Here is a 25,215-nt window from a genome sequence, read left to right on the forward strand (position 1 = left end):
TCAGACCCGCTCGTAGAAGGTGTTGTCGTGGGTGGGCGGCAGCGCCGGGTAGAGCCTGCGCTCGATCAGGCGCGTGAAATGGCGCGGCCCGCCGTCGCCACCGTCTGCGTCCCGGGTGAAGACTCCGAGCCGCCCGGCGACCACGGAGGCGTTCGCTGTGAATGCCACCTCGGCCCCGGCCGCCGCCACCCGTACCGCGATCCGGTGCTCCGGCGGCCCGACGAGCACGGCCAGCTCCACGTCCGCCGTCACCGGCGGGCGCCACCCGTCCATCACGAAGTCCTCGACGTGCGAGAACTGGAGCTGACACTGCATCGTATCGCCGGGCCCCGTCTCCCACCGGTCCGGGAAACGGGGCAGGTCGAGCCTGAGCGTCGCGGCCGAAGCCCAGCCGTCCAGGTGGACGGAGCGGAGCCGGACGGCCGTCAGCGGGGGTAGCTCGTCGTAGTACGGGGCGAAGACCTCCGCGTTTACGACGAAATCATTCCAGGTCATAGTAATAATGCTCCTCCGTGCCCGGGATCTGGCCGTTCCGGGTGTCCTCTCCGGGGCGGACGTGTACGTGCGGCGGCTGGTATCCGGGCTCACCCGGCTTCTGGTGGCCGAACCAATGGTCCTGGAAGACGACGATGTCCCCGTTGGGCAGCTCGTACCACTCCTCGGTGTACCAGATCGGTTTGCCGTCCGGCCCCATCAGCTGCTTGCCCCCCTGCCATTCGGGGGTGGTCGCCTTCGTCCACGGGTAGACGTCCGAGGGCTCCAGCCCCTCGGGCACGCCCGCCTTCCGCAGCGCCAGCTCCTTCGTCTCCGCCAAGGTCCGGCCGACCTTGGGACATTCGGGCGCGAGGCCCAACGCGTCCGTCCAGGTCAGCGGGTTCGCCACATAGGTACGGGGGTTGGGCGCCGGGCCCAGGCCCAGAGGGTCGACGGAGAGATAACGGGCCGTCTCGGGATCGTAGTGCCGGAAGCAGTTGTAGTGCAGCCCGGATTCCGGGTCGAAGTACTGCCCGGGGAACCTCAACGGCGTGTAGCCGCGCGCGTCGGTGTTCCACGTGGTCGCGCCCCACACCGTCGCACGGGTGCGCCAGGCAATCCCGCCGGTCTCGTCGACGAGTTCCAGAGGGGTGCCGATCAGGTCGGTGACGATCGCGAAGAACCGCCTGTCGACATCGGCGCCACCGGCCGCCAGCCGCTCCGTCTGCGCGAGCGGCTGGAGTCCGTGGTGGTCCCAGGTCAGGGTGACCGACGGGGGCGGTGCGTCGTCACCGGGCTCCGGGGCCCTGGTGGAGGTCTCTTCGCACAGCGTCATGCCGTCCCAGACGAAGGTGACCTCCTCCGCCACCGTGACGCCGTCCGCCGCCATGCGCTGTTTGGCGCTGCGCCGGCCCATGGGGTCGTAGCGGTACCGCCACAGCGTGCCGTCCGGGGTGGTCACGGCCGTGAGCCGGTCCTCGGCGTCCCACGTGTACTGCCAGGTGTCCGGTCTGCGCGAGAGCCGGGTGCGACTGCGCCGGACGGCCCGGCCCATGGCGTCGTACGTGTAGACGGTCCGGCCCGCCCCGACGAGGTGGGTACCCTCGTACGCGCGGGGTCCGGTGGCCTCGGATCCGCCCGGGTGCGTGTCGGGCCAGGAGGCCTCGGTCTGATTGCCCGCCACGTCGTAGGCGTACCGCTCGCTCCAGCCGGAGGCCGTGACGGCGGTGACCCGTCCCGCCGGGTCCAGTTCGTAGCTCCGGTCACCCCCGAGGTCGTCGTTGACCGCGAGCAGGCTGCCGTCCGCACGGTAGGAGTAGCTCCGGCTTCGTGACGGCCGGCTCTCGCCGCCGGTGACGCGCTGCTCCACCAGACGCCCCAGCTCGTCGCGCACGAGGTCCAGCGCGAGCGCGTCGCCGACGCGGCGCCCCGTCTCCCGGCCGAGGGCGTCCCGCTCGAAGACGAGCCGGTGACCGGAAGTGGTCAGCGCGGTGCGGTGGCCCGCCGCGTCGTAGGTCCACTCGGCGGTCGCACCTGACGGGGTGGTGCGGGATACGACGCGGCTGAGTTCGTCGTACGAGCGCGTCAGGGTCCGGCCTTCGAAGGTCTCCCGGCAGATGCGGCCGGCGCGGTCGCGCAGGTACGTCAGGGTGCCTCCCGGTCCGGTCACCGAGGCCAGACGGTCCGAGAAGTCGTACGTGTAGTGGGTGGTCTCCCCGTCCGCCTCCTTCAGCACCCGGTTGTCGAGAACGTCGTACTCCAGGCGGACGGCCTGGCCCCCGGCGTTGATCCGGGTGACCAGGCGGCCTCCCGCGTCGTGGACGTAGCGGACGGTGCGGCCGTCGAAGTCGGTCTCCGACTCCGGCATGCCCGCGGCGTCATAGGTGTAGTGCCAGGTCAGCCCCCGGGGATCCAGCACCTCGGTGAGTCGCAGTCCGGCGTCGTGGGTGAAGACGTGGCGGGCGCCGTCGGGGCCGGTGCGGGCCGTCACCAGGTCGAAGTCGCCGTACTCGTAGCGGATGGTGGCACCGGCGGCGTCCGTGTGGGTGAGGCAGTTTCCCTCGCCGTCGTACGTCCACTCCTGGGCGGAACCGTCCGCTTCGACCCGCCGGGCCGGCCGTCCTTCCGGTGTCCAGTGCAGCTCGGTGGCGTGTCCCAGGGCGTCGACGATGCGGATGGCCCGGCCGAAGGCGTCCCGTTCGTACCGGGTGACCGCACCGACCGGGTCGGTGATCTCGACGGGGAGGCCCGCCCCGTCGCAGCGGATCCGGGTGGTGCCCCCGAGGGCGTCGGTGGTCGAGGTCAGGGCGCCCCTGTCGTCGTAGGCGTAGCAGGTGGTGCCGCCCACGGGTCCGGTGCGGGCGACCGGATTTCCACGCTCGTCGTAGGCGAACCGCCAGGTGGTGCGGTCCGCCCGGGTCTGGAGCACCGGTCGTCCCGCGGCGTCGTATTCGGTGCTCAGTTCCTTGCCGTCCGGCCGGACCACGTGGACCAGACGGCCTTCGGTATCGCGGCCGAAGACGGTGGTGCGGCCGAGCCCGTCCGTGAGTGAGGCCAGTCGGCCGCGGGCATCGTACGAGGACCGGGTCACGACCCCGAGCGCGCCGACCGACTCCACCACCCGGAACGAGGCGTCCACCAGATAGCGGCGCACCTCACCGGTGGGCGTAGAGGTCGTGGTGGTGCGCAGGCCCGTCGACGGGTCCGGCGGGCCGTAGGCGATGCTGAGGGTCAGGTGTCCCGCGGTCCCGCCCTGCGCGACACAGCGGTCCTCGTCGTCGTACGTGTACGAGTAGCGGCGGTCGTTCGTGTCCGTCCAAGAGGTGATGCGGCCGCGCTCGTCATAGGCGAGACGCAGCGGCAGGCCCGAGGAGTTCGTGACCTCGGTGAGGTTGCCGTCGGCGTAGCCGTACGCGAGGACGCGCGGGCCACCGGTGAGGTGGAGGCCGGTGACGCGTCCGTCCGTGGTGTCGAGGCGCAGGTGGTAGCCACCACTGTGAGCGATGCCCAGCGGGGTGCCGTCGGCGTCGTACTCGAAGGTGATCGTGTTGCCGTTGCGGTCCTCGATGTGGTCGATGACCGCATGCCCGTACCGGTCGTCCTCGGTCCCGATGCCGGCGGGAGCGGTGAAGTACCGGGTACGGCCCAGGGCCGGGTCGGTGACGGTGTAATCGCCCTCCGGCGTGCGGTCCAGCGGCCACCGGGGGCCGCTGGTCGCGAACACGGGCACCCCGGGGGCGGGGTGCGGGTACGCGACGACCAGGCCGTCCGCGGTGACCAGGACGACGCCCTCGGGGTCGATCTCCAGGTGCTCGTCGATGGTGGAGGACCAGGACGGTCCGAACCAACGGCCCGCCGTGTAACCGGACTCCGCACGACGGGTGAAGATCAGCGGCAGCGTGCCTGGCAGGACGATGTCCGTCTGGGGCAGGAACATCCGGCCGGTGGCGAGGTCGACCGGGTCGGTCCCGTCGCACCGCTTGTCGCAGTCCGGCTTGTCCCGCTGGTTCGGTCCGTCCGTGTCCAGGCCGGTGCGGCCCGGTCCCTTGAGGTCATCGGCGTGTTTGGCGGCGGAGCCGACCTTCTTCAGGCCGCCCAGGCCCTTGGAGCCGACGAGCTCCGGGATCAGCTTGCCGATGCCCTCGGAGGGATCCTTCATGAACTCGTCGAGCATCTTCTTGCCCGCACCGAGCGGGTCGTTGGCCAGCGTGACCAGACCCGCCGCCGTCGAGTTCAGGTTCGTCACGTACTCGGCGGGGTGGGTGAGGTTGTACGGATCCATCGGGTTCAGCGCCCGCGCGAAGTTCACGATCCCGGCCGTGCCCTTGATGACACCACCCGTCAGGTGCGTCTTCGCCAGGTCGAGGTAGTCCATCCCGTCGCCGAGCTGCTTGGCGTACGAGGGCTTCGGCGGGGCCGCGTCCCGCGCCGCCCGCACCGCCGTACGCACCGTCTCCGCGACGTCGTTGCGCTGCTTGCGGGCCGTGTCCAGCTTGTCCTGAGCGGCCGTCGCGATCGCGGTCCCCGGATCGGTGAAGTTCTCCGAGGGGCGGGGCGGCAGCGGGTCCTGCTTGGCCTTCAGCGCGTTGTTGTAGGTGTCGACCAGCTTGTTGTGCGCGCCGCGGGCCTCGGTGGAGACCTTCTTGGCCCGGTTGTACTCCTCCAGGGCCTCCTTGGCCTGCCCCTGAGCCCACTCCACGGTCTCCGCGAACCGGCCCATCGCGTCCGCGGCCTTCCCGAAGGCCTCGGCCGCCTTGAACCAGCGCGGCGGCTCCTTCGCCACCGCCTCCCTGAAGGAATCAGCCGTCTTGCCCTTCAGGCCGTCCGGCTCCCCCATCCCCTTCAGCCCGTTGCCGACCTTGTCGAAGGACGCCTTGAAGTCGTTCAGGTGGGAGACCTGCGCGCGGATCTTCGCCACACTGCCGTAGACCAGCTTGTTCGGGTCCTCGGTCTGACCCAGCTCCAACTCCGCGACGTCCGCGCCCAGCCGGTTCGCGGCCGAGCGGCTCTTGTCACGGATCCAGTCCCCGGCCCCGTCCAGCCCGACGTCCTCCGCCAGGTCCGCCGTCTTGTCGCCGGCCCACTCGACCGCGTCACCGACGTCCTCGACCCGGTCCTCGGCCCAGTCCTCGACCCCGTCCGGAACGAAATCCCGCCACCCCATCAGTGACCGTCCCCGTCACGCTTCGCCTGCTCCAGCAGGTCCTTCAGCGAACCGATCCTGCCCGTGGACGTCACGGTGTCCCCCGTGTCCGACCAGGTCTGGCGCATCTGCTCCTGGCTCTTCTCGAAGGACTCCCGGCTGTAATCGGGCTTGTAGACGTCCGCGGAGAAGATCTCTCCCCACGGCTTCTTCTCGATCTCGTCCTCACTGGCGTGCGGATTGCCGTACGCCGCGTTCGCGACCACCCGGAAGGTCCCGTGGAGGTACTGCTCCTCCTCCCACACCGTGCCCGCCGCGATCCCCAGCGACTGGGCGAGGGTGCTCGCGTCCTGCACCAGACTCCGCACGCCCCACTCCCAGCGCTCGCAGAAATCCTCGAAGTCGGTGGCCAGACCCGCGTGCCCGGCCTCCATCCCCGTCATCGCCAGGTTCTCGAAGCCCGCGCCCATCGAAGCGCCGGCCGCGTCCCCCGACTCCCGCAGCTCCCCGATCGCGGCCCGCAGACCGTCCTGAATGTTCTTGACCGCCGCCGGCGAAACCTCGAGATCCCCGTTCCCCGCCATCAGGCCACCTCCCCGCGGTCCGGACCGAGGTCCACGGCATGCGCGTCCGGGACGATCCCCGCCACCGGCGGGAAGAACATCGACCCGTCGCCGTCCGCGACGTTCACGGCCACACCCGCCGGACCGTCCGCCAACGGAACCACCGCGTCCACCAGCCGCGCACCCAGCACCGAGAGGAACTCCCACTCCCGGCCAGCCTCCGCCTCGCCACGCGCCGCCGCGAACCGGGCCAGCGCCTCCTCGTCGGTGAAGGCGTAGATCCAGCGGATGCCGCCGGACACCGCCGACATCAGACCGCCGTCAGGACCCCCGTCCAGCGGAACCAGCAGCACGGCCCGCCGGAACTCCCCGAGCAGGCGTGCCGGATCGCCCCGACCGTCCCGTATCGCCGCGATCTCTACGGTCAGTTCCATGGGTTGCATCCCTCCAGCGCCGGGCAGCGTCCTTGGGAAACACGCTACCGGGAACCCCATTGGTTCCCTCAGGCCCCCTGCGAGGGCCCTCGTCAGGCGTGGTTGACCGGGAGGACGTCCGGGGAGAGGGCGCCGGCGCGGACCGAGGCGCTCGTCATCTGCTTGCGGTGGTGGCGACGGCACAGGACCTCGTAGCCGATCTCCTCCGCCGGGCGGTTCACGTCCCCGACCACCACCTGGGCACCCTCGACGACCATGGCGCCGCCCACCGTGCGGGCGTTGTGCGTGGCGCGGGCGCCGCACCAGCACAGGGCCTCGACCTGGAGCTGCTCCAGCCGGTCCGCCAGCTCGATCAGGCGCTGCGAGCCCGGGAACAGCTTCGTACGGAAGTCCGTGGTGATGCCGAAGGCGAAGACGTCCAGGCCCAGGTCGTCCACGATGCGCGCCAGCTGGTCGATCTGCTCCGGAGCCAGGAACTACGCCTCGTCCACGATCACGTAGTCCGCCTTGCCGCCCGCCGACAGCTCGGCGACCAGGTACGCGTACAGGTCCATCCCCTCCGGCGCCTCCACCGCCTCCGTCACCAGACCCAGGCGCGAGGACAGCTTCCCCTCCCCCGCCCGGTCGTCACGGGTGAAGATCACGCCCTGCAGGCCCCTCGCGTCGCGGTTGTGGGCGATCTGGAGCGCCAGCGTCCTTTTGCTGGACCATCCGCCAACCCATTGAGTCGCGTCCGGGGCCGATGGAAGGGGCCGATCCCCGACCGCTCCGAATTGCACCTCTTCAAAGCAGCCGTGAGGGCCCCGATCCTGGCGAAGGTACAGTCGATTCGATCAACTGCGGCAACCCGAACCACTTCAGTACGCGCACGCTCGTGGAGGAGAACACGAATGGGGTTTGACGAGGAGTGGGCACGACTTCGGGCAGGGGCTGTTCAACGTGCGACGGAAAGCCCGGTCGGGACTGCGTTCCCCCAGGCTGCGGTTGATCCGGCCGCGGTGGCGCGGGATGCGGTGCTGAAGCAGCTGGCGGATTTCCGTAGCCGGGCAGTGCTGGTTCCCTTGGACGAGCGGGGCGGGCTGTGGACGGCGGAGCTCGGTGGACTGGACTGGCTCTGTGGCTTCTCGGGCGAGGAGACTCTGGCCCGGTTCGCGGAGGCACGTGGCGAGGCCGAGCGGGAGTGGCCGTACCGGCGGATCGTCGGTGCGCGGCTGTTGGATGAGGTGATCCCGGCGCTGGACTTCCCGTGTGGGGTGGCGCTGGATGCGGCGGGGCCGGGCGGGCTCGTCTTCCCGCCGGTGAGGGGGTTGGTGCCAGACGGTGCCGCGCTCGACGGAGATGGACGGGGGGAACGGGTATGACCGGGGACGGGGCTGATCTCGATGTGTCGAAGCAGGCGCTGGGGGAGATCGCGAAGGGGATCACGGACACCCTGGGAGAGCTGAAAGAGCTGGGGATGGTCGGCGCGGCCAGTATGGGCCGGGGATTTTCGGATCTGGGACTGTCGGGGATGGAGACCGGGCACGAGGGTCTGACGGCTTCGATGAAGACGTTCTGCGAGCGCTGGGAGTGGGGTGTGCGCTCGCTGGTGCAGCAGGGCAACCAGTTCGCTTTTGACGTGGGTCTGTCTGCGGGTGTCCTGCACGAGCAGGACCAGTACATCCAGGGCAGTTTCAAGGTGCTGACGAACTCCGCGATGGGCAATCCGTACGCGTCGGAGAAGGACGTCATCGGCCAGGACTGGGGCGAGGTCATCTCCGACAATCCGTACACGCAGGTCCGGGACGCTGATTACAGCCGGGAATCCTTCGATCGGGCCAACGAGAACAGCAGGGAGGCCTGGACGGGCGCGGTGCGGGATGTGAGCAGCTCCGACATGCTGCTCAGCAACCAGATCATCACCGCGACTGGGCTGCGGGACGAGGTGGACGGGGCGGTCGACGCCTGGGTCGGTCCGGCTCCGCGGGAGCAACCGCAGTCCGGGGGTGAGCGCTGATGCCGGACTGGGGCGGTCTTCTGGACAAGGGTCTGGAGAAGCTGGACGACGGCTGGGAGTCGACGAAGAAGGTCGTCGGCCAAAGTGTCGACAGGGCCACGGACGGGATCGGCGCGAGTCTGGAGTACGTCGGTGCGGACGACTGGGCGGACAAGGTCGAGGACTGGGGCGACGGTTTCGCCTCGGGTCTTGGGGCTTCGGTCAGTGAACAGCAACTGGGTCAGAGCAGGCAGGCCAACGAGCTGGTGCACGGCAAGCCGGCGTCGATTCGGGAGTCGGCCAAGCACCTGAAGGACTTCCAGGGCGCGTTCGACCGGGTCGGCGAAGGCATGCGGGCACTGGACTCGGGCCACTGGAAGGGACAGGCCGCCGAGGCGTTCCGCGCGAAGTTCGCAATGCACCCGACGGACTGGCTGCACGCCGCCGATGCCTGCGAGGCGGCGGCAGGCGCGCTGACCCGGTACGCGGAGACGGTGGAGTGGGCGCAGCAGCAGGCGCAGCAGGCCATCGACCTCTACGAGGTGGCGGTCAAGGCCGCCAGGGACGCCCACGAGGCGTACGCCGCGAAGGTCGACACCTACAGGACAACGGAGAAGGCGGGCAAGGATCCCGGTCCCGTGCCGCAGGAACCGGTCGATGTGGGCAAGGCCGACGGCAAGCGGGCGCACGAGATCCTCAACGAGGCCCGCAGACAGCGCAACGAGGCCGCGCAAACCGCGGCCAAGGTGCTGGCGGTGGCAGTGGCGCACGCCCCGAAGGAGCCGTCGGCGACGGACCGGGCGCTGGCCGGGATCACCGACTCCTACGGCAGCACGGCGGTGGAGCTCAACCACTTCGTCGGCGGCGTGGTCAAGGGGACGGCCGGCCTGCTCGACTTCGCCCGTGGTCTGAACCCGATGGACCCGTACAACCTGACCCACCCTGCCGAGTACCAGCAGAACCTCAACATGACCCTGGCAGGCCTCGTCTCCACCGCAGCGCATCCGGAGCGGATTCCGGGCGCCCTGATCGACAGCTTCAAGGACGACCCGTCCGAGGGCCTGGGCCGCCTCGTGCCCGAACTCGTCGGCACCAAGGGCATCGGCAGCGCCCGGGCAGGGGTGCGACTGGCCGAGGCGGCGGCCGTGAAGCCCTCAGCCTGGTCGCACCTGGCGCAGCCGGCCAAGGGCGTCACGGAGCGCGGTTCGATCCACGCCGACTCGGTCAGCCCGAAGCAGGCTCAGAAGTTCATCGACGATCAGTACCCGTGGCTCAAGGACATGAACAACACCGGCGCACCCGGCTATCAGTACAACTGCACGAACAACGTGCCGACTCTCGACAAAAGGCTGGACGGAGTCGAGGTATCAGCCGCACCAAAGACCGGCCCGGGTGACATCCCGTACAAGGAGCTCGGGGTGACTCCGGATGCGAAGAAGGTCGTACAGAGCTACGACGACATCATCAAGGACCTGGAACAACGCGGGCCGGATTCGCGCAGCGTCGTCGCCATCTCCCGCCATGGCGGGATCGGCCACGTCTTCAACGCTGTGAACACTCCTCACGGAGTGGTCTTCCTGGATGGCCAAACCGGAACGCTGGCCAGGTTGGAGACATTCAACGTCAGCGAAATCGCTCATGTCCCCTATCGCTAGCACTGTCAGGAACCAGAGATGCTCACGTTGAACGAGGCCGTGGAAGCGGCACGCCCCTACCTTGCACAGGCATTCGCCCACGAGCCATGGGCAGTCGTCGTACAGCCGCAAATGAGCGAGGAACACGACCTGGCCTGGATCATCAGGTACGACACGCAGCAAAGCATCGACACCATCGGCGGGGCGGCCGGCCCTCTCACGAGGATGGTCCTGGTCCCCAAGGACGGCTCTCCGGTGCGCTTTCCCCCCTCCCACCTCCCCCTGGACGAGTATTTCGCCTACGTTCGGCACGGCGGCTGGGACACCGCCGGCCTGGCGAGGACCGTGCGTGCCGAGCCGTGGCAGATGGCCCTGCAATGGCTGCTCACCACCTACCGCGGCCTGGTCGAACTGGCGAGCACCGCACCGGTCGCCGAGGATGCCGGCACGTGGCTGTTCGCGTGTCAGGTGATCGAGCAGCCCGGATATCCACGGACCCCGATGCTGGCCGCTTCCGTGGTGGTGCCCAAGGACCTTGGGGTGCCGTTCCATCCGGCGGCCGATGATCCTTGGGGCGATGCTGCGGAATACACGCAGAACCAGGTGGAGCGTGATCCGGAGAGGCAGGCGCTGCGACTGAACTCACGTGGCTGCGTGGTCACGGTGGCCGCTGCGATCGCGGGCCGGCCGTCGTCCCCACTGCCATGGCAGCCGGCTCACGAGGCGCCGGGGTGGTGGCAGCTGCTGCTACGGCGCTACTTTCCAACGGCGGAGCAGCTGCGGTGCGCCGACTGGGACGACGTGATCGCACAGGCCGAGAAGTCCGGGCCCGGCACGCAAGGCGTGGTGTGGGTCCGGCGGGCGATCCGCGGGACCGAGGTCAGCGGCCACCTCGTGTACGCGCACAACAACAACGGAACCGTGGTGTTCCTGGATGGGATGACCGGTGGTCTGGCTCGACTGGACACGGTCGGACTGCGTGAGCTGGTCTTCGCCCGGGTGAAGACCGGAGTTCCCCGGACGGCTGGTGACCTCGCGGCAGCCCGGATCAAGGGCGAGGAGTGGCTCAGGTCCACGTACACCGATCCCGTCGAGCTGGTATTGCCCGACGCCGGAGACGAGACGGCCCGCGGGTGGCTGTTCGCCTGCCAGACCACGGCCGCCCTGCGCAGCGGGGACTGGCGCCACGAGATGCTCGATGCCACCGTGGTAGTGCCCAAGGGGCCCGAAGAGCCGTTCCTGCTGCCCAACTCCGACCCCTGGGGGTTCCTCGACGCCTGGAACCGGGGCGAGGCGATGGGTCCGACACCCGCCTCCGGGGACGCCGACTGGTTCGCCCCGACGATGGCGAAGCTGGGACCGGTCCTGGAGGTCAGTGAATTCTCGACCATCACTGAGTCCGTACGGGCCCTCGCCGCACTGCCGGTCGGTGGACGGGCGCTCGTGTGGGTACGGCGCCAGGACGACCGCGGGCGCGAATCCACCGGTCTGCTCCTCACCGGGCTGCACACTCACGCCGGGCATGTGGGCCTCGTCGACGGATCGGCGGAGGAGCTGCGAAGCCTGGACACGTTCGGAGAGTCCGGAGTGCGTGTGATCCGCTACCGCTGACGGAGGCGAGAACGCTCCGCGCTTACCACGCCGGGACCCGGGGACGAGCCGCGAGGCTCAGCCCTGGTTGACGGGGAGGACGTCCGGGGAGAGGGCGCCGGCGTGGGCCGCGGCCGAGGTCATGCGCTTGCGGTGGTGGCGGCGGCACAGGACCTCGTAGCCGATCTCCTCCGCCGGGCGGTTCACGTCGCCGACCACGACCTGGGCGCCTTCGACGACCATGGCGCCGCCCACCGTGCGGGCGTTGTGCGTGGCGCGGGCGCCGCACCAGCACAGGGCCTCGACCTGGAGCTGCTCGATCCGGTCCGCCAGCTCGATCAGGCGCTGCGAGCCCGGGAACAGCTTCGTACGGAAGTCCGTGGTGATGCCGAAGGCGAAGACGTCCAGGCCCAGGTCGTCCACGATGCGCGCAAGCTGGTCGATCTGCTCCGGGGCCAGGAACTGGGCCTCGTCCACGATCACGTAGTCCGCCTTGCCGCCCTTCGAGAGCTGGGCGACCAGGTACGCGTACAGGTCCATCCCCTCGGTGGCCTCCACCGCCTCCGTCACCAGGCCCAGGCGCGAGGACAGCTTGCCCTCCCCCGCACGGTCGTCGCGCGTGAAGATCACGCCCTGGAGCCCCCGGGCCGACCGGTTGTGACCAATCTGGAGCGCCAGCGTGCTCTTTCCGCAGTCCATCGTTCCGGAGAAGAACACCAGCTCGGGCATCGGGAGTACAGCGCCTTTCGAAGGGAGGGTGAGGGGAGGCGGGAGCGTCAGGAGCGGATTTCGAGCAGCGGGACGAGCTGCTCGGCCGGGGTCATCGAGCCGTGCATGCCCGCGAGGGCCGACTCGTTGGGCTCGGCCCGCGAGGCGGTGATCGCCACGTCGGCCTGGGCGGCCGCGATGACGTCGCCGATGCGGCCGAGGACCCGCTCGTCGCATTCGCCCGGTGCCCCGAACCAGCCCAGTTCCAGGGCTTCGGCGCGGCTGGCGACCCAGAAGCGGTCGCCGAGCACCTCGCGCCAGACGGTCAGGACGTCGGCCTCGGCGCCCGGTACGGCGTACACGTGCCGGGCCCGGCCCTCGCCGCCCAGCAGGGCGACGCCCGCGCCGAGTTCCCAGTCGTCGTCGTAGTCGATGCGGGAGTCCTCGTCGAAGGGGACGTCCACCATGCCGTGGTCGGCGGTCACGTACAGCGCGGTGCGCGGCGGGAGTTGCTCGGCCAGGCGCTGGACGAGGCGGTCCACGTACATGAGCTGGCCGCGCCAGGCGTCGGAGTCGACGCCGTGCCGGTGGCCGGCCCCGTCGAGCTCGCTGTAGTACGTGTACACGAGCGAGCGGTCGCCGGCCGCGAGCCGCTCGGCCGCGAGGTCCATGCGCTCCTCGCCGGTCATCCGGCCGAGGAAGGTGCCGCCGCTCAGCGCGACCTTCGTGAGCGGGGTCGTCTGGAAGGCGGGCGAGGACACCTGCGCCGTGGCCACTCCGGCCGCGTCCGCCTGCTGGAAGACCGTCGGGTACGGCTGCCAGGGCTTGGGCGAGGTCCACGGGTGCCAGCGGAGCTGGTTCATCAGTTCGCCGGTGGCCGGATTGCGCACGGTGTAGCCGGGCAGGCCGTGCCGCGCGGGCGGCAGGCCAGTGCCGACGGAGGCCAGCGAGGTGGCGGTGGTCGCCGGGAAGCCCGCGGTGATCGGGCGGCCGGTGCCGCCGCGCGAGCTGGAGAGGAGGGAGGTGAGGTACGGGGCCTCGTCCGGGTGGGCCTTGATCTGCTCCCAGCCCATGCCGTCGACCAGGAACACGCAGTTGCGGTCGGCCGGGGTCAGCTCGGCGATCGAGGCCTCGAAGCCGGGCACGCCCTGGCCGGCCACGAGGGTGGGCAGCAGGTCGGCGAGCGAGCCGGTGCCGTAGTGCGGCACCGGGGCGCCGGCCAGGTCCAGCAGCTCGGGCTCGTCCTGCCAGCTCTGCGCGGCGGAGTACGACGCCATCAGCGGGCGGGGGTGGAGGAAGTGGCCGCGGTCGCTTCGCTGAGTGCCTGCGCGAACACCAGGGTCTGGCGGACCGCCTCGGGGCCGTCGCCGGCCTCGCTGACGCGCAGGCTGAGGTCGTCGGCGGTGGAGTTGCCGGTGTAGCCGTGGTCGGCGTCGCAGTTGGCGTCGCCGCAGGCGGCGGGCTCCAGGTCGATGCGCGAGACCGCGCCCCAGCCGATGGTCAGGACGACCTCGCGGGGCAGGGTGCCCGGGGTGTAGGACTCCGGGTTGGCGACGACGCGGCTGAGCACCACGGAGGAGATGCTGGCCAGCTTGACCGACTCGGTGGAGGTGGTCGCGTACGGCGACGGGGAACCGGCGTCGGCGGCCTGCTCATCGGTGTGGCTGACGATGAAGCGGTTGCCGGTCAGGACCAGCACGGTGACGTGCCGGCGCACCTCGTTGGAGTCGAAGGTCGTCTCCTGGTGGACCAGGTACGACGAAATCGGCTCGCCGCCCACCGCGGCCTCCACGGCCTCGGCCACGAGGGCCGGGTAGTAGCCGCTGCGCTCGATCGCCGTGCGCAGCCCCTGGGTCGTCGTACCGGATTTCGCCATGAGGTCCATCCTAAGGCCCGTACGGGCCGCCCCGGCCGCCCTGGGGCCCGTCGGACCTCAGTAGCTGGGCAGGGTCCGGGGGCCGAGGTCGCCGCGGGCGGGCGGGTGGGCGACGCGGACCGTCGCGCTGAGCACGGACAGTCCCTCGGTGGCGACGACGACGGGCTCCAGGGCGACCCCGACCACCTCGGGGTGGTCGTCGACGAGGCGGGAGAGGCGCAGGAGCAGTTCCTCCAGGGCGGGGGTGTCCACGGGGTCGCTGCCGCGCCAGCCGAAGAGCAGCGGGGCGGTGCGGATCGAGCGGATCAGGCTCGCCGCGTCCTTGTCCGTGGCGGGAACCAGCCGGTGGGCGGTGTCGCCGAGGAGTTCGGAGGCGACCCCGGAGAGCCCGAAGGACAGCACGGCGCCGGCGGCGGGGTCGATGACGGAGCGGATGACGGTGTCGACGCCCCGCGGGACCATCGACTGGACCACGGGGAGCAGCTCCTGCGGTTTGCCCAGCGCGTGGGTGAGCTCCTCGTACGAGCGGCGCAGCTCGGCCTCGGTGGTGAGGTCGAGGCGGACCCCGCCGAGGTCGGCGCGGTGGCGCAGGTGCGGGGCGGTGGTCTTGAGCGCGACGGGGTAGCCGAGGACCGCGGCGGCGCGGACCGCGGCGTCGGCGCTGGGGGCCGGGAGCGTGGAGAGCACCCGGATCCCGTACCGGGCGAGCAGCTCGCGGGCATCGGGGTCGTCCAGGGTGGCCACCGCCTCCTCCCCTACGCCGGCCAGCAGGCGGGAGAGCTGGCCGGCGGCCCCGCTCTCGTCGATGTCCTCGAACTCGGGCACCTGCCCGACCTCGGCGATGCCCCGGCGCCACTGCCCGTACCGGACGGCTTCGGCGACGGCCTTGACGGCCCGCTCGGCGGCGGGGTAGCTCGGAATCCGGGCGGTTCCGGGAGCGGGCACGGCCGCGCTCCGCGCACCGTCGGATCCCGGCTCCGGCCGGAAGGGCGCCGCCGCGGCGGCGGGCCCGGAGGCGGGCACGGCGCCGGAGGCGGGCACGGCGTCGGGCCCGCCGTCGGGCCCCGCTTCGGCGGCGGGCCCGGAGGCCAGGGCCGCCAGGGCCGTCGCGGGCGTGGGCAGCGTCGCGGGCAGCGCGTCCGCGGGGTCCGTCGGGGCGGTCGGCGCGGTGGCCGCCGAGAGCGCCTCGGCGAGGGCGCCCAGCTCCACGTGGACCACGGCCACCGGCTTGCCGGGGTGCGCGGCGGCCGCCGCCCGCAGGGCATCCGCCAGGTCGTCTGCGAGGGCGTGCTCGCTCACCCAGGGGATGGCGGTGACGACGACGGCGTCGGTGTCCGGCGAGGCCAGCGCGGCGGAGACGGCCGTGCGGAAGTCCTCCGGCGAGGCGGCCGTGGTCAGGTCGAGCGGCGGCAGCGGTCGCAGCCCCTCGGTCAGGCAGGCGTCGTAGGTGAGGACCCCGAGGGATTCGGAGTTGCCGAGGATCGCGACGCGCGGCCCGGCCGGTACGGGCTGCGAGGCCAGCAGCAGGCCGACGTCCACCAGCTCGGTCACCGTGTCGACCCGGATCACGCCGGCCTGCCGCAGCAGCTCCGAGACCGTCGCCTCGGGCAGCCGGGTGCCGGGGACCACGTGTCCGGCGGGGGTGTACCGGCCGCCCCGGGCGACGACCACGGGCTTGACGGCCGCGGTGCGCCGGGCGAGCCGGGTGAACTTCCTCGGGTTGCCCAGGGTCTCCAGGTACATGAGCGCGACGTCGGTGGCCTCGTCGTCGTACCAGTACTGGAGGATGTCGTTGCCGGAGACGTCGGCCCGGTTCCCGGCGGAGACGAAGGAGGACAGCCCCTCCCCGCGCCGCAGCAGCCCGGAGAGCAGCGCGATGCCGATCGCCCCGGACTGGGTGAAGAGGCCGATCCTTCCGCGCGCGGGGGCCGGAGCGGGGGCCAGGGAGGCGTTCAGCTCCACCTCGGGGGCCGTGTTGATCACCCCGAAGGCGTTCGGTCCGATCAGCCTCATCCCGTACGAGCGCACCTGGCGCACCAGTTCGCGCTGGCGGGCCATGCCCTCGGCCCCGCTCTCCCCGTATCCGGCGGACAGGACGACCAGCCCCTGTACTCCGTGTTCACCGCAGGCCGCCACCGCGTCCGGGACCCGGTCCGCCGGGACCGCGATGACGGCGAGGTCGACCGGGGCGCCGACGGCGCCGAGCGTGGGGTAGGCCCGTACGCCGTCGAGCAGATCGCGGGTGACCGCCTCGTTGACGGCGTAGAGGTGGCCGTGGAAGCCGCTGTCGCGCAGGTTGCGCAGGGCCGCCGCGCCCACGCCCGCGAGGGAGCGGCTGACTCCGATCACCGCCACCGAGCCGGGGGACAGCAGCCGCTGGACGGAGCGGGCCTCGGCGCGCTGTTCGCGGGCGCGCTGGACGGCGAGGGATTCGGCGGTCGGTTCGAGGTCGAGGGTCAGGTGGACGGAGCCGTCTTCGAAGCTGCGCTTCTGCTGGTAGCCGGCGTCGGTGAACACCTTGATCATCTTGCTGTTGGCGGGCAGCACCTCGGCGGCGAAGCGGCGGATCCCGCGTTCGCGGGCGACCGCGCCGATGTGTTCGAGCAGGGCGGAGGCGACTCCGCGTCCCTGGTGGGCGTCCTGGACGAGGAAGGCGACCTCGGCCTCGTCGGAGGGTCCGGTGGCCGAGCGGCCGTCGGCGCCGATCCGGTCGTAGCGGACGGTGGCGATGAACTCGCCGCCGATCGTCGCGGCGAGGCCGACCCGGTCCACGTAGTCGTGGTGCGTGAAGCGGTGCACGTCGCGGTCGGAGAGCCGGGGGTAGGGGGCGAAGAACCGGTAGTACTTGGACTCGTCCGAGACCTGCTCGTAGAAGCTGACCAGCCGGCCCGCGTCATCGGTGGTGATGGGCCGGATCCGGGCGGTACCGCCGTCCCGAAGGACGACGTCGGCTTCCCAGTGGTCCGGATACGAGGGGTCGGACTCGGTCGTCATGGGGTCACCTTAAGGCGCGAACGCGCCGAGTGGCCTGGGCGCGGCGCATCGGGCAAGCTGTCTCGAATCAGGGCAAGCTGGGGTAGGTCGAACGGCGGGAAAGTCGGGCCGAAGGTCGGTTCGACCATTCCGGACGTCGTGAGAGACTGGTCTAGACAACCGTAAGAACCTGAAGGGCATCACCATGGCAGAGCGCCGCGTCAACGTCGGCTGGGCCGAGGGCCTGCACGCTCGTCCCGCCTCGATCTTCGTCCGCGCGACGACCGCTTCCGGCGTCCCGGTGACCATCGCGAAGGCCGGCGGCGACCCCGTCAACGCCGCCTCCATGCTGGCGGTCCTGGGCCTGGGCGCCCAGGGCGGCGAGGAGATCGTCCTCTCCTCCGAGGCCGACGGCGCCGAGGCCGCACTGGACCGTCTCGCGAAGCTGGTCGCCGAGGGCCTCGAGGAGCTCCCCGAGACCGTCTGACCCTTCGGGTTCGACCCGCAGGACCTGCTCGACTTGCACGGCGAAGCCGTTGCCCCCGACCACCACGGCCGAGGGCAACGGCTTCGCTGCTTTTCGCGCTTCCGCGCGGGAGACATATGCGCACCGCCATTCCGGCGCGCTCTATTCCGGCGGGCAGAATTCAGGCCGCCAAAAGGCGCACGGGACGCCGGGCAAGGGCCGAATTACCGGGACCGTATACCCCCCCTTTGTATACGGCGTTTGTTAATGCGGAACGCTCGCCGTGTTTACGGCAGGTTGCAAAGTCCTCACGCGCATCCGGTGCGCCCCCGCCGCCCGGTCCACGTGCGCCGCGGTCAGCGCCCGGGCCCGCTCGGCGTCGCCCCGGGCCACCGCGTCCACGATCGCGCCGTGCTCCGCCCAGGACTCCACGGGCCGCACCGGGGCCTCCACCACGTACATCCAGGCCACCTTGTGGCGCATCTGGGTGAGCAGCGCGATGAGCCCGGGGCTGCCCGAGGCCTGGGAGAGCGTCTCGTGGAACCAGCCGCCCAGGGAGCGCAGATCCTCCCCCTGCCCCCTCCTGGCCCGCTCCTGGCCCAGTCTGACCAGGCCGCGCAGCACCTTGAGGTGGGCCTCGCTGCGCCGCCGGGCCGCGCGGGCGGCCGCGAGGGGCTCCAGGAGCATCCGCAGCTCCAGGAGGTCGGCGGCCTCCTGCTCGGTCGGCTCGGCCACGCAGGCGCCCGCGTGCCGGCGGGTGGTCACGAACCCCTCGGACTCCAGCGTGCGCAGCGCCTCGCGCACCGGGACGCGCGAGACCCCGTACCGGCGGGCCAGCACCTCCTCGGTCAGCCGGGCGCCGGGCCCGAACACCCCGGAGACGATGTCGTCGCGGATTGCTGTGCATACCGTGTGCGCGGGAATACGCAAGACCGGACCTCCGCCTTTTTCGTATGACTGTGCGCGTTGCGACTCTATTGCAACACACGATAATTTCCGAGAGCGGCCGGAAATACGAAACATTCACACGACGCGGAGCCCGAAACACGACGAAGGCCCCGGCTCTCAGAGAGCCGGGGCCTTCGCGGAAGACGTGTGGTGCGGAGCGCAGCGGGTCAGACGGTGACGCCGTGCGAGCGCAGGTACGTGACCGGGTTGATGTCCGAGCCGTAGTCGGCGCCGGTGCGGGCCTCGAAGTGCAGGTGCGGGCCGCTGGAGTTGCCGGTGGAGCCCGACAGGCCGATCTTCTGGCCCGGGGTGACCTGCTGGCCGACGGAGACGCTCAGCGAGGACATGTGGCCGTACTGGGTGTACGTGCCGTCGGCGTGCTTGATGACGACGTTGTTGCCGTACGCACCGCCGTAGCCCGCCTCGACCACGGTGCCGAGGCCCACGGCGTGCACCTCGGTGCCGGAGGCGGCGTGGAAGTCGATGCCCGTGTGGCTGCCGGAGGACCACATGCCGCCACCCGCGTGGTACTGGGTGCTGACGTAGGTGTTGTCGAGCGGCGACACGAAGGTGTTGAGGCGCTTGCGCTCCTCTTCGCGGGCGGCGCGCTCGGCGGCCTCGCGCTCGGCCTTCGCCTGGGCTTCGGCCTTCGCCTTGGCCTCGGCGGCCCGCTGCTTGGCGTCGGCCTCGGCCTGCGCCTTGGCGGCGGCGGCCTCTGCGGCCCGCTGCTGGGACTGGGCCTGGGCCTCGACGTCACCGGCGAGCTCGTCGGCCACCACGATGGTGTTGAGGCTGCCGGTGTCCTCGATGGAGGGGGACTGGTCCGCGGCGAACGCGGGGCCGGCCAGGGAGCCGACGACGCCGGTCGCGGCGAGGGCGGCTATGCCGGCATAGCCGGCGGTCCTGCGGCTCATACGGCTCGAACCACGGTGCTTGCCGGCGGCACTACTGCCAAACGCCATGAAGGGGCTGATCCTTTCCTTCCCTCTCGCCTACCGGGTTAGCTGACGGGTTCGGAGCAGGAAGGTCTCCTACGGACCCCCTCTTGCGAGGCGGTCCGATTCACCCCAGGGACACAAGTGGGTCCCCGGCTCCCCAGGCTCGCGCCTGACGGGGACTCGGCGATCGCTGTCCGGTGCCGCGGGGTCGCGGCGGTTACAACTGACGAACAGCACGGCCGACGCTAGGCGGATCATCAGTCAATCGCCAAACAGACACGCCCTTTTGTTGCGTACGCCACACCACATACAAGCAACCACACCACTAAACGGACAATGAACCCAAAAGGGACCCCGACGGACAAGCCGCCGGAGCCCCTTGAGCGGCGGGCCAGTTGACGGCCCGCCAGACACCACCCGGAGATCACCCGGAGATCAACTGACGATCAGTTGGTGACCACGGTCACTTCGCCGATCCCGAGGGCCCGCACGGGCTCCTCGATCTGCGAGGCGTCGCCGACCAGGACCGTGACCAGACGGTCCACCGGGAAGGCACTGACGACCGCCGAAGTGGCCTCCACCGTCCCGGTTTCGGCGAGCCGCGCGTACAACTGCGCCTGATAGTCGTCCGGCAGCTCCTGCTCGACCTGGTCGGCGAGCGTGCCCGCGACGGAGGCGGCCGTCTCGAACTTCAGCGGGGCCACCCCCACCAAGTTCTGCACGGCCACGTCCCGTTCGGCGTCGGTCAGGCCGCCCTCCGCGAGGGTGCGCAGCACCGTCCAGAGGTCGTCCAGGGCCGGGCCGGTGTTCGGGGTGTCCACCGAGCCGCTGATGGCGAGCATCGAGGCGCCCTTGCCGTCGGCGGTGGAGCGCAGCACCTGTCCGAAGGCGCGCACGCCGTACGTGTACCCCTTCTCCTCGCGCAGCACCTTGTCCAGCCGGGAGGTGAGCGTGCCGCCCAGGCAGTACGTACCGAGCACCTGGGGCGCCCAGACCCGGTCGTGCCGGTCCGCCCCGATGCGGCCGATCAGCAGCTGCGTCTGGACCGCGCCGGGCCGGTCCACGATGACCACGCGGCCCGTGTCGTCGGCGGTGATCGGCGGGACCGGGCGCGGGGCGGTGGTGTCACCGGTCCACGCGCCCAGGGTGTCGGCCAGGACGGCGTCCAGGTCGATGCCGGTCAGATCGCCGACGACCACCGCGGTGGCGGTCGCGGGGCGCACGTGGGCCTCGTAGAAGGCGCGTACGGCCGCGGAGTCGATGCGGGCGACCGTCTCCTCGGTCCCCTGGCGCGGGCGCGACATCCGCAGGGTGGCCGGGAAGAGCTCCTTGGAGAGCTGCTTGGCGGCGCGGCGCTGCGGGTTGGCGCTCTCGTGCGGGATCTCGTCGAGCCGGTTGCGCACCAGGCGGTCGACCTCGGCGTCGGCGAAGGCCGGCGAGCGCAGCGCCTCGGCGACCAGCCCCAGCGCCTTGTGCAGGCGGGAGGCCGGGACCTCCAGGGAGACCCGCAGGCCGGGGTGGTCGGCGTGCGCGTCGAGGGTGGCGCCGCAGCGCTCCAGCTCGGCGGCGAAGTCCTCGGCGGAGCGCTTGTCGGTGCCCTCGGACAGGGCGCGCACCATGATCGTGGCCACGCCGTCGAGGCCCTCGGGCTCCGCGTCGAGCGGGGCGGCGAGGTTGATCTCGACCGCGACCACCTGCTGGCCCGGGCGGTGGCAGCGCAGCAGGGTCAGGCCGTTGGCCAGTGCCCCGCGCTCGGGGGCCGGGAAGGCCCACGGCTGCGGGTCGCCGGCCTCGGGGCGCGGGTGGAAGGTCATCGTGACGGCTGCGGTGTCGCTCACTGCTCCGCCCCCTCGTTCTCGTCGCTCGCGTCGGTCTCTTCGGTGTCTTCGGCGTCGTCGGCCGCAATCGGCTCGTAGACGAGCACCGCCCGGTTGTCGGGGCGCAGTCGGGCCGCGGCCACGGCCTGCACTTCCTCGGCGGTGATGTCGAGGACGCGCTGGACGGCGGTCAGGGCGAGCTGCGGATCGCCGAACAGCACCGCGAAGCGGCACAGTTCGTCGGCGCGGCCGGCCACCGTGCTCAGCCGGTCCAGCCATTCGCGCTCCAGCTGGGCCTGCGCGCGCTCCATCTCCTCGGCCGTCGGGCCCTCGGCGGCGAACCGCGCGAGCTCCTCGTCGACGGCCGCCTCGATGGCGGGCACCTCGACGCCGCTGGAGGTCTTGACGTCCAGCCAGCCCAGCGAGGGCGCACCGGCGAGGCGCAGCATGCCGAAGCCCGCGGCGACGGCGCTCTGGTCGCGGCGCACCAGGCGGTTGTGGAGCCGGGAGGACTCGCCGCTGCCCAGGACGGTCAGCGCCACGTCGGCGGCGTCGCACTCGCGGGTGCCGTCGTGCGGGAGCCGGTAGGCCGCCATCAGCGCGCGGGCCGGAACCTCCTCGACGACCTCCTCGCGCAGCTGCCGGCCCATGATCTCGGGCAGCGAGCCGTCGCGCGGCGGCTGCTTGCCGTCGTGGCCGGGGATGGTGCCGAAGTACTTCTCGACCCAGGCGAGCGTCTTCTCGGGGTCGATGTCGCCGACGACCGAGAGCACCGCGTTGTTGGGCGCGTAGTACGTACGGAAGAACGCGCGCGCGTCCTCCAGGGACGCGGCGTCCAGATCGGCCATGGAACCGATCGGGGTGTGGTGGTACGGGTGGCCCTCCGGGTAGGCCAGGGCCGTCAGCTTCTCGAAGGCCGTGCCGTACGGGACGTTGTCGTACCGCTGGCGGCGCTCGTTCTTGACGACGTCGCGCTGGTTCTCCATGGACTCGTCGTCCAGGGCGGCCAGCAGCGAGCCCATCCGGTCCGCTTCCAGCCACAGCGCGAGCTCCAGCTGGTGCGTCGGCATCGTCTCGAAGTAGTTGGTCCGCTCGAAGCTGGTGGTCCCGTTGAGGGAACCGCCGGCTCCCTGGACCAGTTCGAAGTGGCCGTTGCCGGAGACGTTCTTCGAGCCCTGGAACATCAGGTGCTCGAAGAGGTGAGCCAGGCCCGTACGCCCCTTGACTTCGTGGCGCGAGCCGACGTCGTACCAGAGGCAGACCGCGGCGACCGGGGTCAGGTGGTCCTCGGACAGCACCACGCGCAGGCCGTTGGCCAGCCGGTGCTCGGTCGCTGTGAGGCCGCCGGAGCCGGCGTGAGCTGTGGCCGTGTGACCCATGGGCATGTGGTCCCTTCGATCGCGATGCAGAGATTCCTGTCAGACCTGCCACTGTATGCAAGCGTGTCGGGAGACGGAGAAGTTCCCGGCCCAGTCCTGGGTCGGAGTCGGCGTTGTCGGTGCCTCGGGCCACAATGGTCCGCGTCACCCCTGTCCGAAACCGCCCGCCCCCCGTCCCAGCCCCGTCCCACCCGCACCCCGTGAGAGCTCAGCTCATCCCGATTCTTGGTTAAGGAGCCGCGCAGCGATGGCCCGCCGCAGCACGAAGACCCCGCCGCCGGAGGATTTCGAGGAGAAGATCCTCGACATCGACGTCGTCGACGAAATGCAGGGCTCCTTCCTCGAGTACGCGTACTCGGTGATCTACTCCCGCGCCCTGCCCGACGCCCGCGACGGCATGAAGCCGGTGCACCGGCGCATCGTCTACCAGATGAACGAGATGGGCCTGCGCCCCGACCGCGGCTACGTGAAGTGCGCCCGTGTCGTCGGCGAGGTCATGGGCAAGCTGCACCCGCACGGCGACGCGTCGATCTACGACGCCCTCGTGCGCATGGCGCAGCCCTTCTCCATGCGGCTCCCGCTGGTCGACGGCCACGGCAACTTCGGCTCGCTCGGCAACGACGACCCGCCCGCCGCCATGCGGTACACCGAGTCGAAGATGGCCGACGCCGCCTCGCTGATGACGGACGGGATCGACGAGAACACCGTCGACTTCGCGGCGAACTACGACGGCCAGGAGCGGGAACCGGTCGTCCTTCCGGCCGCCTACCCGAACCTGCTCGTCAACGGCGCGTCCGGGATCGCGGTGGGCATGGCCACCAACATGGCCCCGCACAACCTCGGCGAGGTCATCGCGGCCGCCCGCCACCTGATCCGCTACCCCGAGGCGGACCTGGAAGCGCTGATGCGCTTCGTACCGGGTCCCGACCTGCCCACGGGCGGACGGATCGTCGGCCTCGCGGGCATCAAGGACGCCTACGAGAACGGCCGCGGCACCTTCAAGATCCGCGCCACGGTGGCCCTGGAGGACGTGACCCCGCGCCGCAAGGGGCTGGTCGTCACCGAACTGCCCTTCACGGTCGGTCCCGAGAAGGTCATCGCGAAGATCAAGGACCTGGTCGGCTCGAAGAAGCTCCAGGGCATCGCGGACGTCAAGGACCTCACCGACCGCTCGCACGGCCTGCGCCTGGTCATCGAGATCAAGAACGGCTTCCACCCCGAAGCCGTGCTGGAGCAGCTGTACAAGCTGACGCCGATGGAGGAGACCTTCGGCATCAACAACGTCGCGCTGGTCGACGGGCAGCCGCTGACGCTGGGCCTCAAGGAGCTGCTGGAGGTCTACCTCGACCACCGCTTCGAGGTCGTCCGCCGGCGCAGCGAGTTCCGCCGCGGCAAGCGGCGCGACCGGCTGCACCTCGTCGAGGGCCTGCTCGTGGCGCTGCTCGACATCGACGAGGTCATCCGGATCATCCGGGACAGCGACAACTCCGCACAGGCCAAGGAGCGCCTGATGGAGCGCTTCTCGCTGAGCGAGATCCAGACCCAGTACATCCTGGACACCCCGCTGCGCCGGCTCACCCGTTTCGACCGGATCGAGCTGGAGTCCGAGCGCGACCGGCTGGCCGGCGAGATCGACGAGCTGACCGGGATCCTGGACTCCGACAGCGAGCTGCGCAAGCTGGTCTCGGCGGAACTGGCCGCGGTGTCGAAGAAGTTCGGCACGGAGCGCCGTACGGTGCTGCTGGAGTCGGCGGGTACGCCGGTCGCGGCGGTCCCGCTCGAGGTCGAGGACACCCCGTGCCGGGTGCTGCTGTCCTCCACCGGGCTGCTCGCCCGTACGCCGAACGCCGAACCGCTCCCCGAGGAGGAGGGCGGTGCGCGCGCCAAGCACGACCTGATCGTCTCGCAGGTCGCGGCGACCGCGCGGGCGGACATCGGCGTGGTCACCTCGTACGGCCGGCTCCTGCGGCTGTCGGTGATCGACCTGCCGCAACTGCCCGACACCCACGCCGCGCCGAACCTGGCGGGCGGTGCCCCCGTCTCGGAGTTCCTCTCCGGGCTGGAAGCGGACGAGAAGGTCATCTGCCTGACCTCGCTGGACGAATCGGGGCAGGGCCTGGCGCTCGGCACCGAGCAGGGCGTGGTCAAGCGGGTCGTGCCGGACTATCCGGCCAACAAGGACGAGCTGGAGGTCATCACCCTCAAGGACGGTGACCGGATCATCGGGGCGGTCGAGCTGCGCACGGGCGAGGAGGACCTCGTCTTCATCACCGACGACGCCCAGCTGCTGCGCTACCCGGCGGGCCAGGTCCGCCCGCAGGGCCGCCCGGCGGGCGGCATGGCGGGCATCAAGCTCGCGGACGGCGCGAAGGTGATCCACTTCTCGGCGGTGGACCCGGCGCGCGAGGCCGTGGTGTTCACGGTGGCGGGCTCGCACGGGACGCTGGACGACTCGATGCAGTCCGGCAAGCTCACCCCGTTCGACCAGTACCCGCGCAAGGGCCGGGCCACCGGCGGCGTGCGCTGCCAGCGCTTCCTGAAGGGCGAGGACGTCCTGCTGCTGGCCTGGGCGGGCGCGTCCCCGGTCCGCGCGGCGGCGGCGAACGGCACCCCGGCCCTGCTGCCGTCCGTCGACCCGCGCCGGGACGGCTCGGGCACGGCCCTGCCGGCCGTGGTCGCGGCGCTGGCGGGCGCGGCGCTGTAGGAAGTTCAAGGTCATTCGGGTGGTACGTCCGTGGGACGTACCACCCGAATGGCGACTAGTGTTTTCCCTCTTGGCACTGTCGGGTGGGGCGGGG

The 25,215-nt window shown here is 71.0% G+C and carries 18 protein-coding genes, 1 pseudogene and 1 riboswitch; of the genes and pseudogenes, 6 read left to right on the forward strand and 13 right to left on the reverse strand.

The annotated features are described in order from the left end of the window. The 5 genes and pseudogenes from AC3IX6_RS08640 to AC3IX6_RS08660 all read right to left on the reverse strand — a co-directional run bounded on the left by AC3IX6_RS08640 (nucleotide 1) and on the right by AC3IX6_RS08660 (nucleotide 6,805). Entirely contained in the window at nucleotides 1-495 is a 495-nt protein-coding gene (locus tag AC3IX6_RS08640; RefSeq protein ID WP_489369646.1) for a hypothetical protein, read from the reverse strand. Continuing rightward, complete coding sequence (locus tag AC3IX6_RS08645; protein ID WP_489369647.1) at nucleotides 482-5,137, reverse strand: putative T7SS-secreted protein; 4,656 nt, start codon at nucleotides 5,135-5,137, stop codon at nucleotides 482-484. The genes AC3IX6_RS08640 and AC3IX6_RS08645 overlap by 14 nt, the downstream gene beginning before the upstream one ends. Further along, nucleotides 5,137-5,700, reverse strand: a complete 564-nt coding sequence (locus AC3IX6_RS08650; RefSeq protein WP_243331657.1) for a hypothetical protein — start codon at nucleotides 5,698-5,700, stop codon at nucleotides 5,137-5,139. Before AC3IX6_RS08650 ends, AC3IX6_RS08645 begins: the two co-directional genes overlap by 1 nt. Beyond that, a complete protein-coding gene (locus AC3IX6_RS08655; protein WP_489369648.1) occupies nucleotides 5,700-6,113 on the reverse strand; it encodes a hypothetical protein in 414 nt (137 codons plus the stop codon). The genes AC3IX6_RS08650 and AC3IX6_RS08655 overlap by 1 nt, the downstream gene beginning before the upstream one ends. A 92-nt stretch (nucleotides 6,114-6,205) precedes the next feature. After that, nucleotides 6,206-6,805: pseudogene (locus AC3IX6_RS08660) on the reverse strand (thymidine kinase). Nucleotides 6,806-7,003: 198 nt separating this feature from the next. Here AC3IX6_RS08660 and AC3IX6_RS08665 point away from each other — a divergent pair. From AC3IX6_RS08665 to AC3IX6_RS08680, 4 genes are read left to right on the forward strand one after another with little or no spacing between them, the layout of a single operon-like run. Next, complete coding sequence (locus AC3IX6_RS08665; RefSeq protein WP_489369649.1) at nucleotides 7,004-7,474, forward strand: hypothetical protein; 471 nt, start codon at nucleotides 7,004-7,006, stop codon at nucleotides 7,472-7,474. After that, on the forward strand, nucleotides 7,471-8,109 hold the full coding sequence (locus AC3IX6_RS08670) for a hypothetical protein (protein ID WP_489369650.1): 639 nt from the start codon (nucleotides 7,471-7,473) through the stop codon (nucleotides 8,107-8,109). The genes AC3IX6_RS08665 and AC3IX6_RS08670 overlap by 4 nt, the downstream gene beginning before the upstream one ends. Continuing rightward, a complete protein-coding gene (locus tag AC3IX6_RS08675) occupies nucleotides 8,109-9,743 on the forward strand; it encodes a putative T7SS-secreted protein (protein ID WP_489369651.1) in 1,635 nt (544 codons plus the stop codon). The genes AC3IX6_RS08670 and AC3IX6_RS08675 overlap by 1 nt, the downstream gene beginning before the upstream one ends. A gap of 27 nt (nucleotides 9,744-9,770) precedes the next feature. Next, nucleotides 9,771-11,333 (forward strand): YrhB domain-containing protein, encoded by a 1,563-nt coding sequence (locus AC3IX6_RS08680; protein ID WP_489369652.1) that lies wholly within the window; start codon nucleotides 9,771-9,773, stop codon nucleotides 11,331-11,333. A gap of 57 nt (nucleotides 11,334-11,390) precedes the next feature. On the opposite strand, the gene AC3IX6_RS08685 is transcribed toward AC3IX6_RS08680, so the two are convergent. From AC3IX6_RS08685 to AC3IX6_RS08700, 4 genes are read right to left on the reverse strand one after another with little or no spacing between them, the layout of a single operon-like run. Further along, nucleotides 11,391-12,041, reverse strand: coding sequence for a thymidine kinase (locus AC3IX6_RS08685; RefSeq protein WP_489369653.1), 651 nt, complete (start codon nucleotides 12,039-12,041; stop codon nucleotides 11,391-11,393). Nucleotides 12,042-12,088: 47 nt separating this feature from the next. Further along, a complete protein-coding gene (locus AC3IX6_RS08690; RefSeq protein ID WP_489369654.1) occupies nucleotides 12,089-13,297 on the reverse strand; it encodes an alkaline phosphatase family protein in 1,209 nt (402 codons plus the stop codon). Beyond that, nucleotides 13,297-13,905, reverse strand: a complete 609-nt coding sequence (locus AC3IX6_RS08695; RefSeq protein ID WP_385369427.1) for a DUF5998 family protein — start codon at nucleotides 13,903-13,905, stop codon at nucleotides 13,297-13,299. Before AC3IX6_RS08695 ends, AC3IX6_RS08690 begins: the two co-directional genes overlap by 1 nt. 48 nt (nucleotides 13,906-13,953) lie before the next feature. After that, nucleotides 13,954-16,890 (reverse strand): bifunctional acetate--CoA ligase family protein/GNAT family N-acetyltransferase, encoded by a 2,937-nt coding sequence (locus AC3IX6_RS08700; protein WP_489369655.1) that lies wholly within the window; start codon nucleotides 16,888-16,890, stop codon nucleotides 13,954-13,956. Nucleotides 16,891-17,074: 184 nt separating this feature from the next. Between AC3IX6_RS08700 and AC3IX6_RS08705 the strand changes: the two genes are divergently transcribed. Beyond that, entirely contained in the window at nucleotides 17,075-17,356 is a 282-nt protein-coding gene (locus tag AC3IX6_RS08705; protein ID WP_250746483.1) for an HPr family phosphocarrier protein, read from the forward strand. 243 nt (nucleotides 17,357-17,599) lie between these two features. Here AC3IX6_RS08705 and AC3IX6_RS08710 read toward each other — a convergent pair whose 3' ends face one another. The 4 genes from AC3IX6_RS08710 to AC3IX6_RS08725 form a co-directional block, all read right to left on the reverse strand. Continuing rightward, nucleotides 17,600-18,265, reverse strand: coding sequence for a GntR family transcriptional regulator (locus AC3IX6_RS08710; protein ID WP_250746485.1), 666 nt, complete (start codon nucleotides 18,263-18,265; stop codon nucleotides 17,600-17,602). Nucleotides 18,266-18,450: 185 nt separating this feature from the next. Further along, on the reverse strand, nucleotides 18,451-19,245 hold the full coding sequence (locus tag AC3IX6_RS08715) for a M23 family metallopeptidase (protein ID WP_489369656.1): 795 nt from the start codon (nucleotides 19,243-19,245) through the stop codon (nucleotides 18,451-18,453). A gap of 12 nt (nucleotides 19,246-19,257) precedes the next feature. Continuing rightward, nucleotides 19,258-19,417: riboswitch (cyclic di-AMP (ydaO/yuaA leader) on the reverse strand. A 250-nt stretch (nucleotides 19,418-19,667) separates the two neighbouring features. After that, nucleotides 19,668-21,035 (reverse strand): M16 family metallopeptidase, encoded by a 1,368-nt coding sequence (locus tag AC3IX6_RS08720; RefSeq protein WP_489371376.1) that lies wholly within the window; start codon nucleotides 21,033-21,035, stop codon nucleotides 19,668-19,670. Nucleotides 21,036-21,055: 20 nt separating this feature from the next. Continuing rightward, nucleotides 21,056-22,417, reverse strand: a complete 1,362-nt coding sequence (locus AC3IX6_RS08725; RefSeq protein ID WP_489369657.1) for a M16 family metallopeptidase — start codon at nucleotides 22,415-22,417, stop codon at nucleotides 21,056-21,058. Nucleotides 22,418-22,664: 247 nt separating this feature from the next. Between AC3IX6_RS08725 and AC3IX6_RS08730 the strand changes: the two genes are divergently transcribed. Beyond that, nucleotides 22,665-25,121, forward strand: a complete 2,457-nt coding sequence (locus AC3IX6_RS08730; RefSeq protein WP_489369658.1) for a DNA gyrase/topoisomerase IV subunit A — start codon at nucleotides 22,665-22,667, stop codon at nucleotides 25,119-25,121. Nucleotides 25,122-25,215 lie beyond the last annotated feature (94 nt).

This window comes from Streptomyces sp. GL_141 (genome assembly GCF_057834385.1).

What these genes read in the sequence shown, in the direction of transcription:
- AC3IX6_RS08640 (WP_489369646.1), bottom strand. Translation starts at nt 495, where the DNA reads ATGACCTGGAATGATTTCGTCGTAAACGCGGAGGTCTTCGCCCCGTAC.
- AC3IX6_RS08645 (WP_489369647.1), bottom strand. Translation starts at nt 5,137, where the DNA reads ATGGGGTGGCGGGATTTCGTTCCGGACGGGGTCGAGGACTGGGCCGAG.
- AC3IX6_RS08650 (WP_243331657.1), bottom strand. Translation starts at nt 5,700, where the DNA reads ATGGCGGGGAACGGGGATCTCGAGGTTTCGCCGGCGGCGGTCAAGAAC.
- AC3IX6_RS08655 (WP_489369648.1), bottom strand. Translation starts at nt 6,113, where the DNA reads ATGGAACTGACCGTAGAGATCGCGGCGATACGGGACGGTCGGGGCGAT.
- AC3IX6_RS08665 (WP_489369649.1), top strand. Translation starts at nt 7,004, where the DNA reads ATGGGGTTTGACGAGGAGTGGGCACGACTTCGGGCAGGGGCTGTTCAA.
- AC3IX6_RS08670 (WP_489369650.1), top strand. Translation starts at nt 7,471, where the DNA reads ATGACCGGGGACGGGGCTGATCTCGATGTGTCGAAGCAGGCGCTGGGG.
- AC3IX6_RS08675 (WP_489369651.1), top strand. Translation starts at nt 8,109, where the DNA reads ATGCCGGACTGGGGCGGTCTTCTGGACAAGGGTCTGGAGAAGCTGGAC.
- AC3IX6_RS08685 (WP_489369653.1), bottom strand. Translation starts at nt 12,041, where the DNA reads ATGCCCGAGCTGGTGTTCTTCTCCGGAACGATGGACTGCGGAAAGAGC.
- AC3IX6_RS08690 (WP_489369654.1), bottom strand. Translation starts at nt 13,297, where the DNA reads ATGGCGTCGTACTCCGCCGCGCAGAGCTGGCAGGACGAGCCCGAGCTG.
- AC3IX6_RS08695 (WP_385369427.1), bottom strand. Translation starts at nt 13,905, where the DNA reads ATGGACCTCATGGCGAAATCCGGTACGACGACCCAGGGGCTGCGCACG.
- AC3IX6_RS08700 (WP_489369655.1), bottom strand. Translation starts at nt 16,890, where the DNA reads ATGACGACCGAGTCCGACCCCTCGTATCCGGACCACTGGGAAGCCGAC.
- AC3IX6_RS08705 (WP_250746483.1), top strand. Translation starts at nt 17,075, where the DNA reads ATGGCAGAGCGCCGCGTCAACGTCGGCTGGGCCGAGGGCCTGCACGCT.
- AC3IX6_RS08715 (WP_489369656.1), bottom strand. Translation starts at nt 19,245, where the DNA reads ATGGCGTTTGGCAGTAGTGCCGCCGGCAAGCACCGTGGTTCGAGCCGT.
- AC3IX6_RS08720 (WP_489371376.1), bottom strand. Translation starts at nt 21,035, where the DNA reads ATGACCTTCCACCCGCGCCCCGAGGCCGGCGACCCGCAGCCGTGGGCC.
- AC3IX6_RS08725 (WP_489369657.1), bottom strand. Translation starts at nt 22,417, where the DNA reads ATGGGTCACACGGCCACAGCTCACGCCGGCTCCGGCGGCCTCACAGCG.
- AC3IX6_RS08730 (WP_489369658.1), top strand. Translation starts at nt 22,665, where the DNA reads ATGGCCCGCCGCAGCACGAAGACCCCGCCGCCGGAGGATTTCGAGGAG.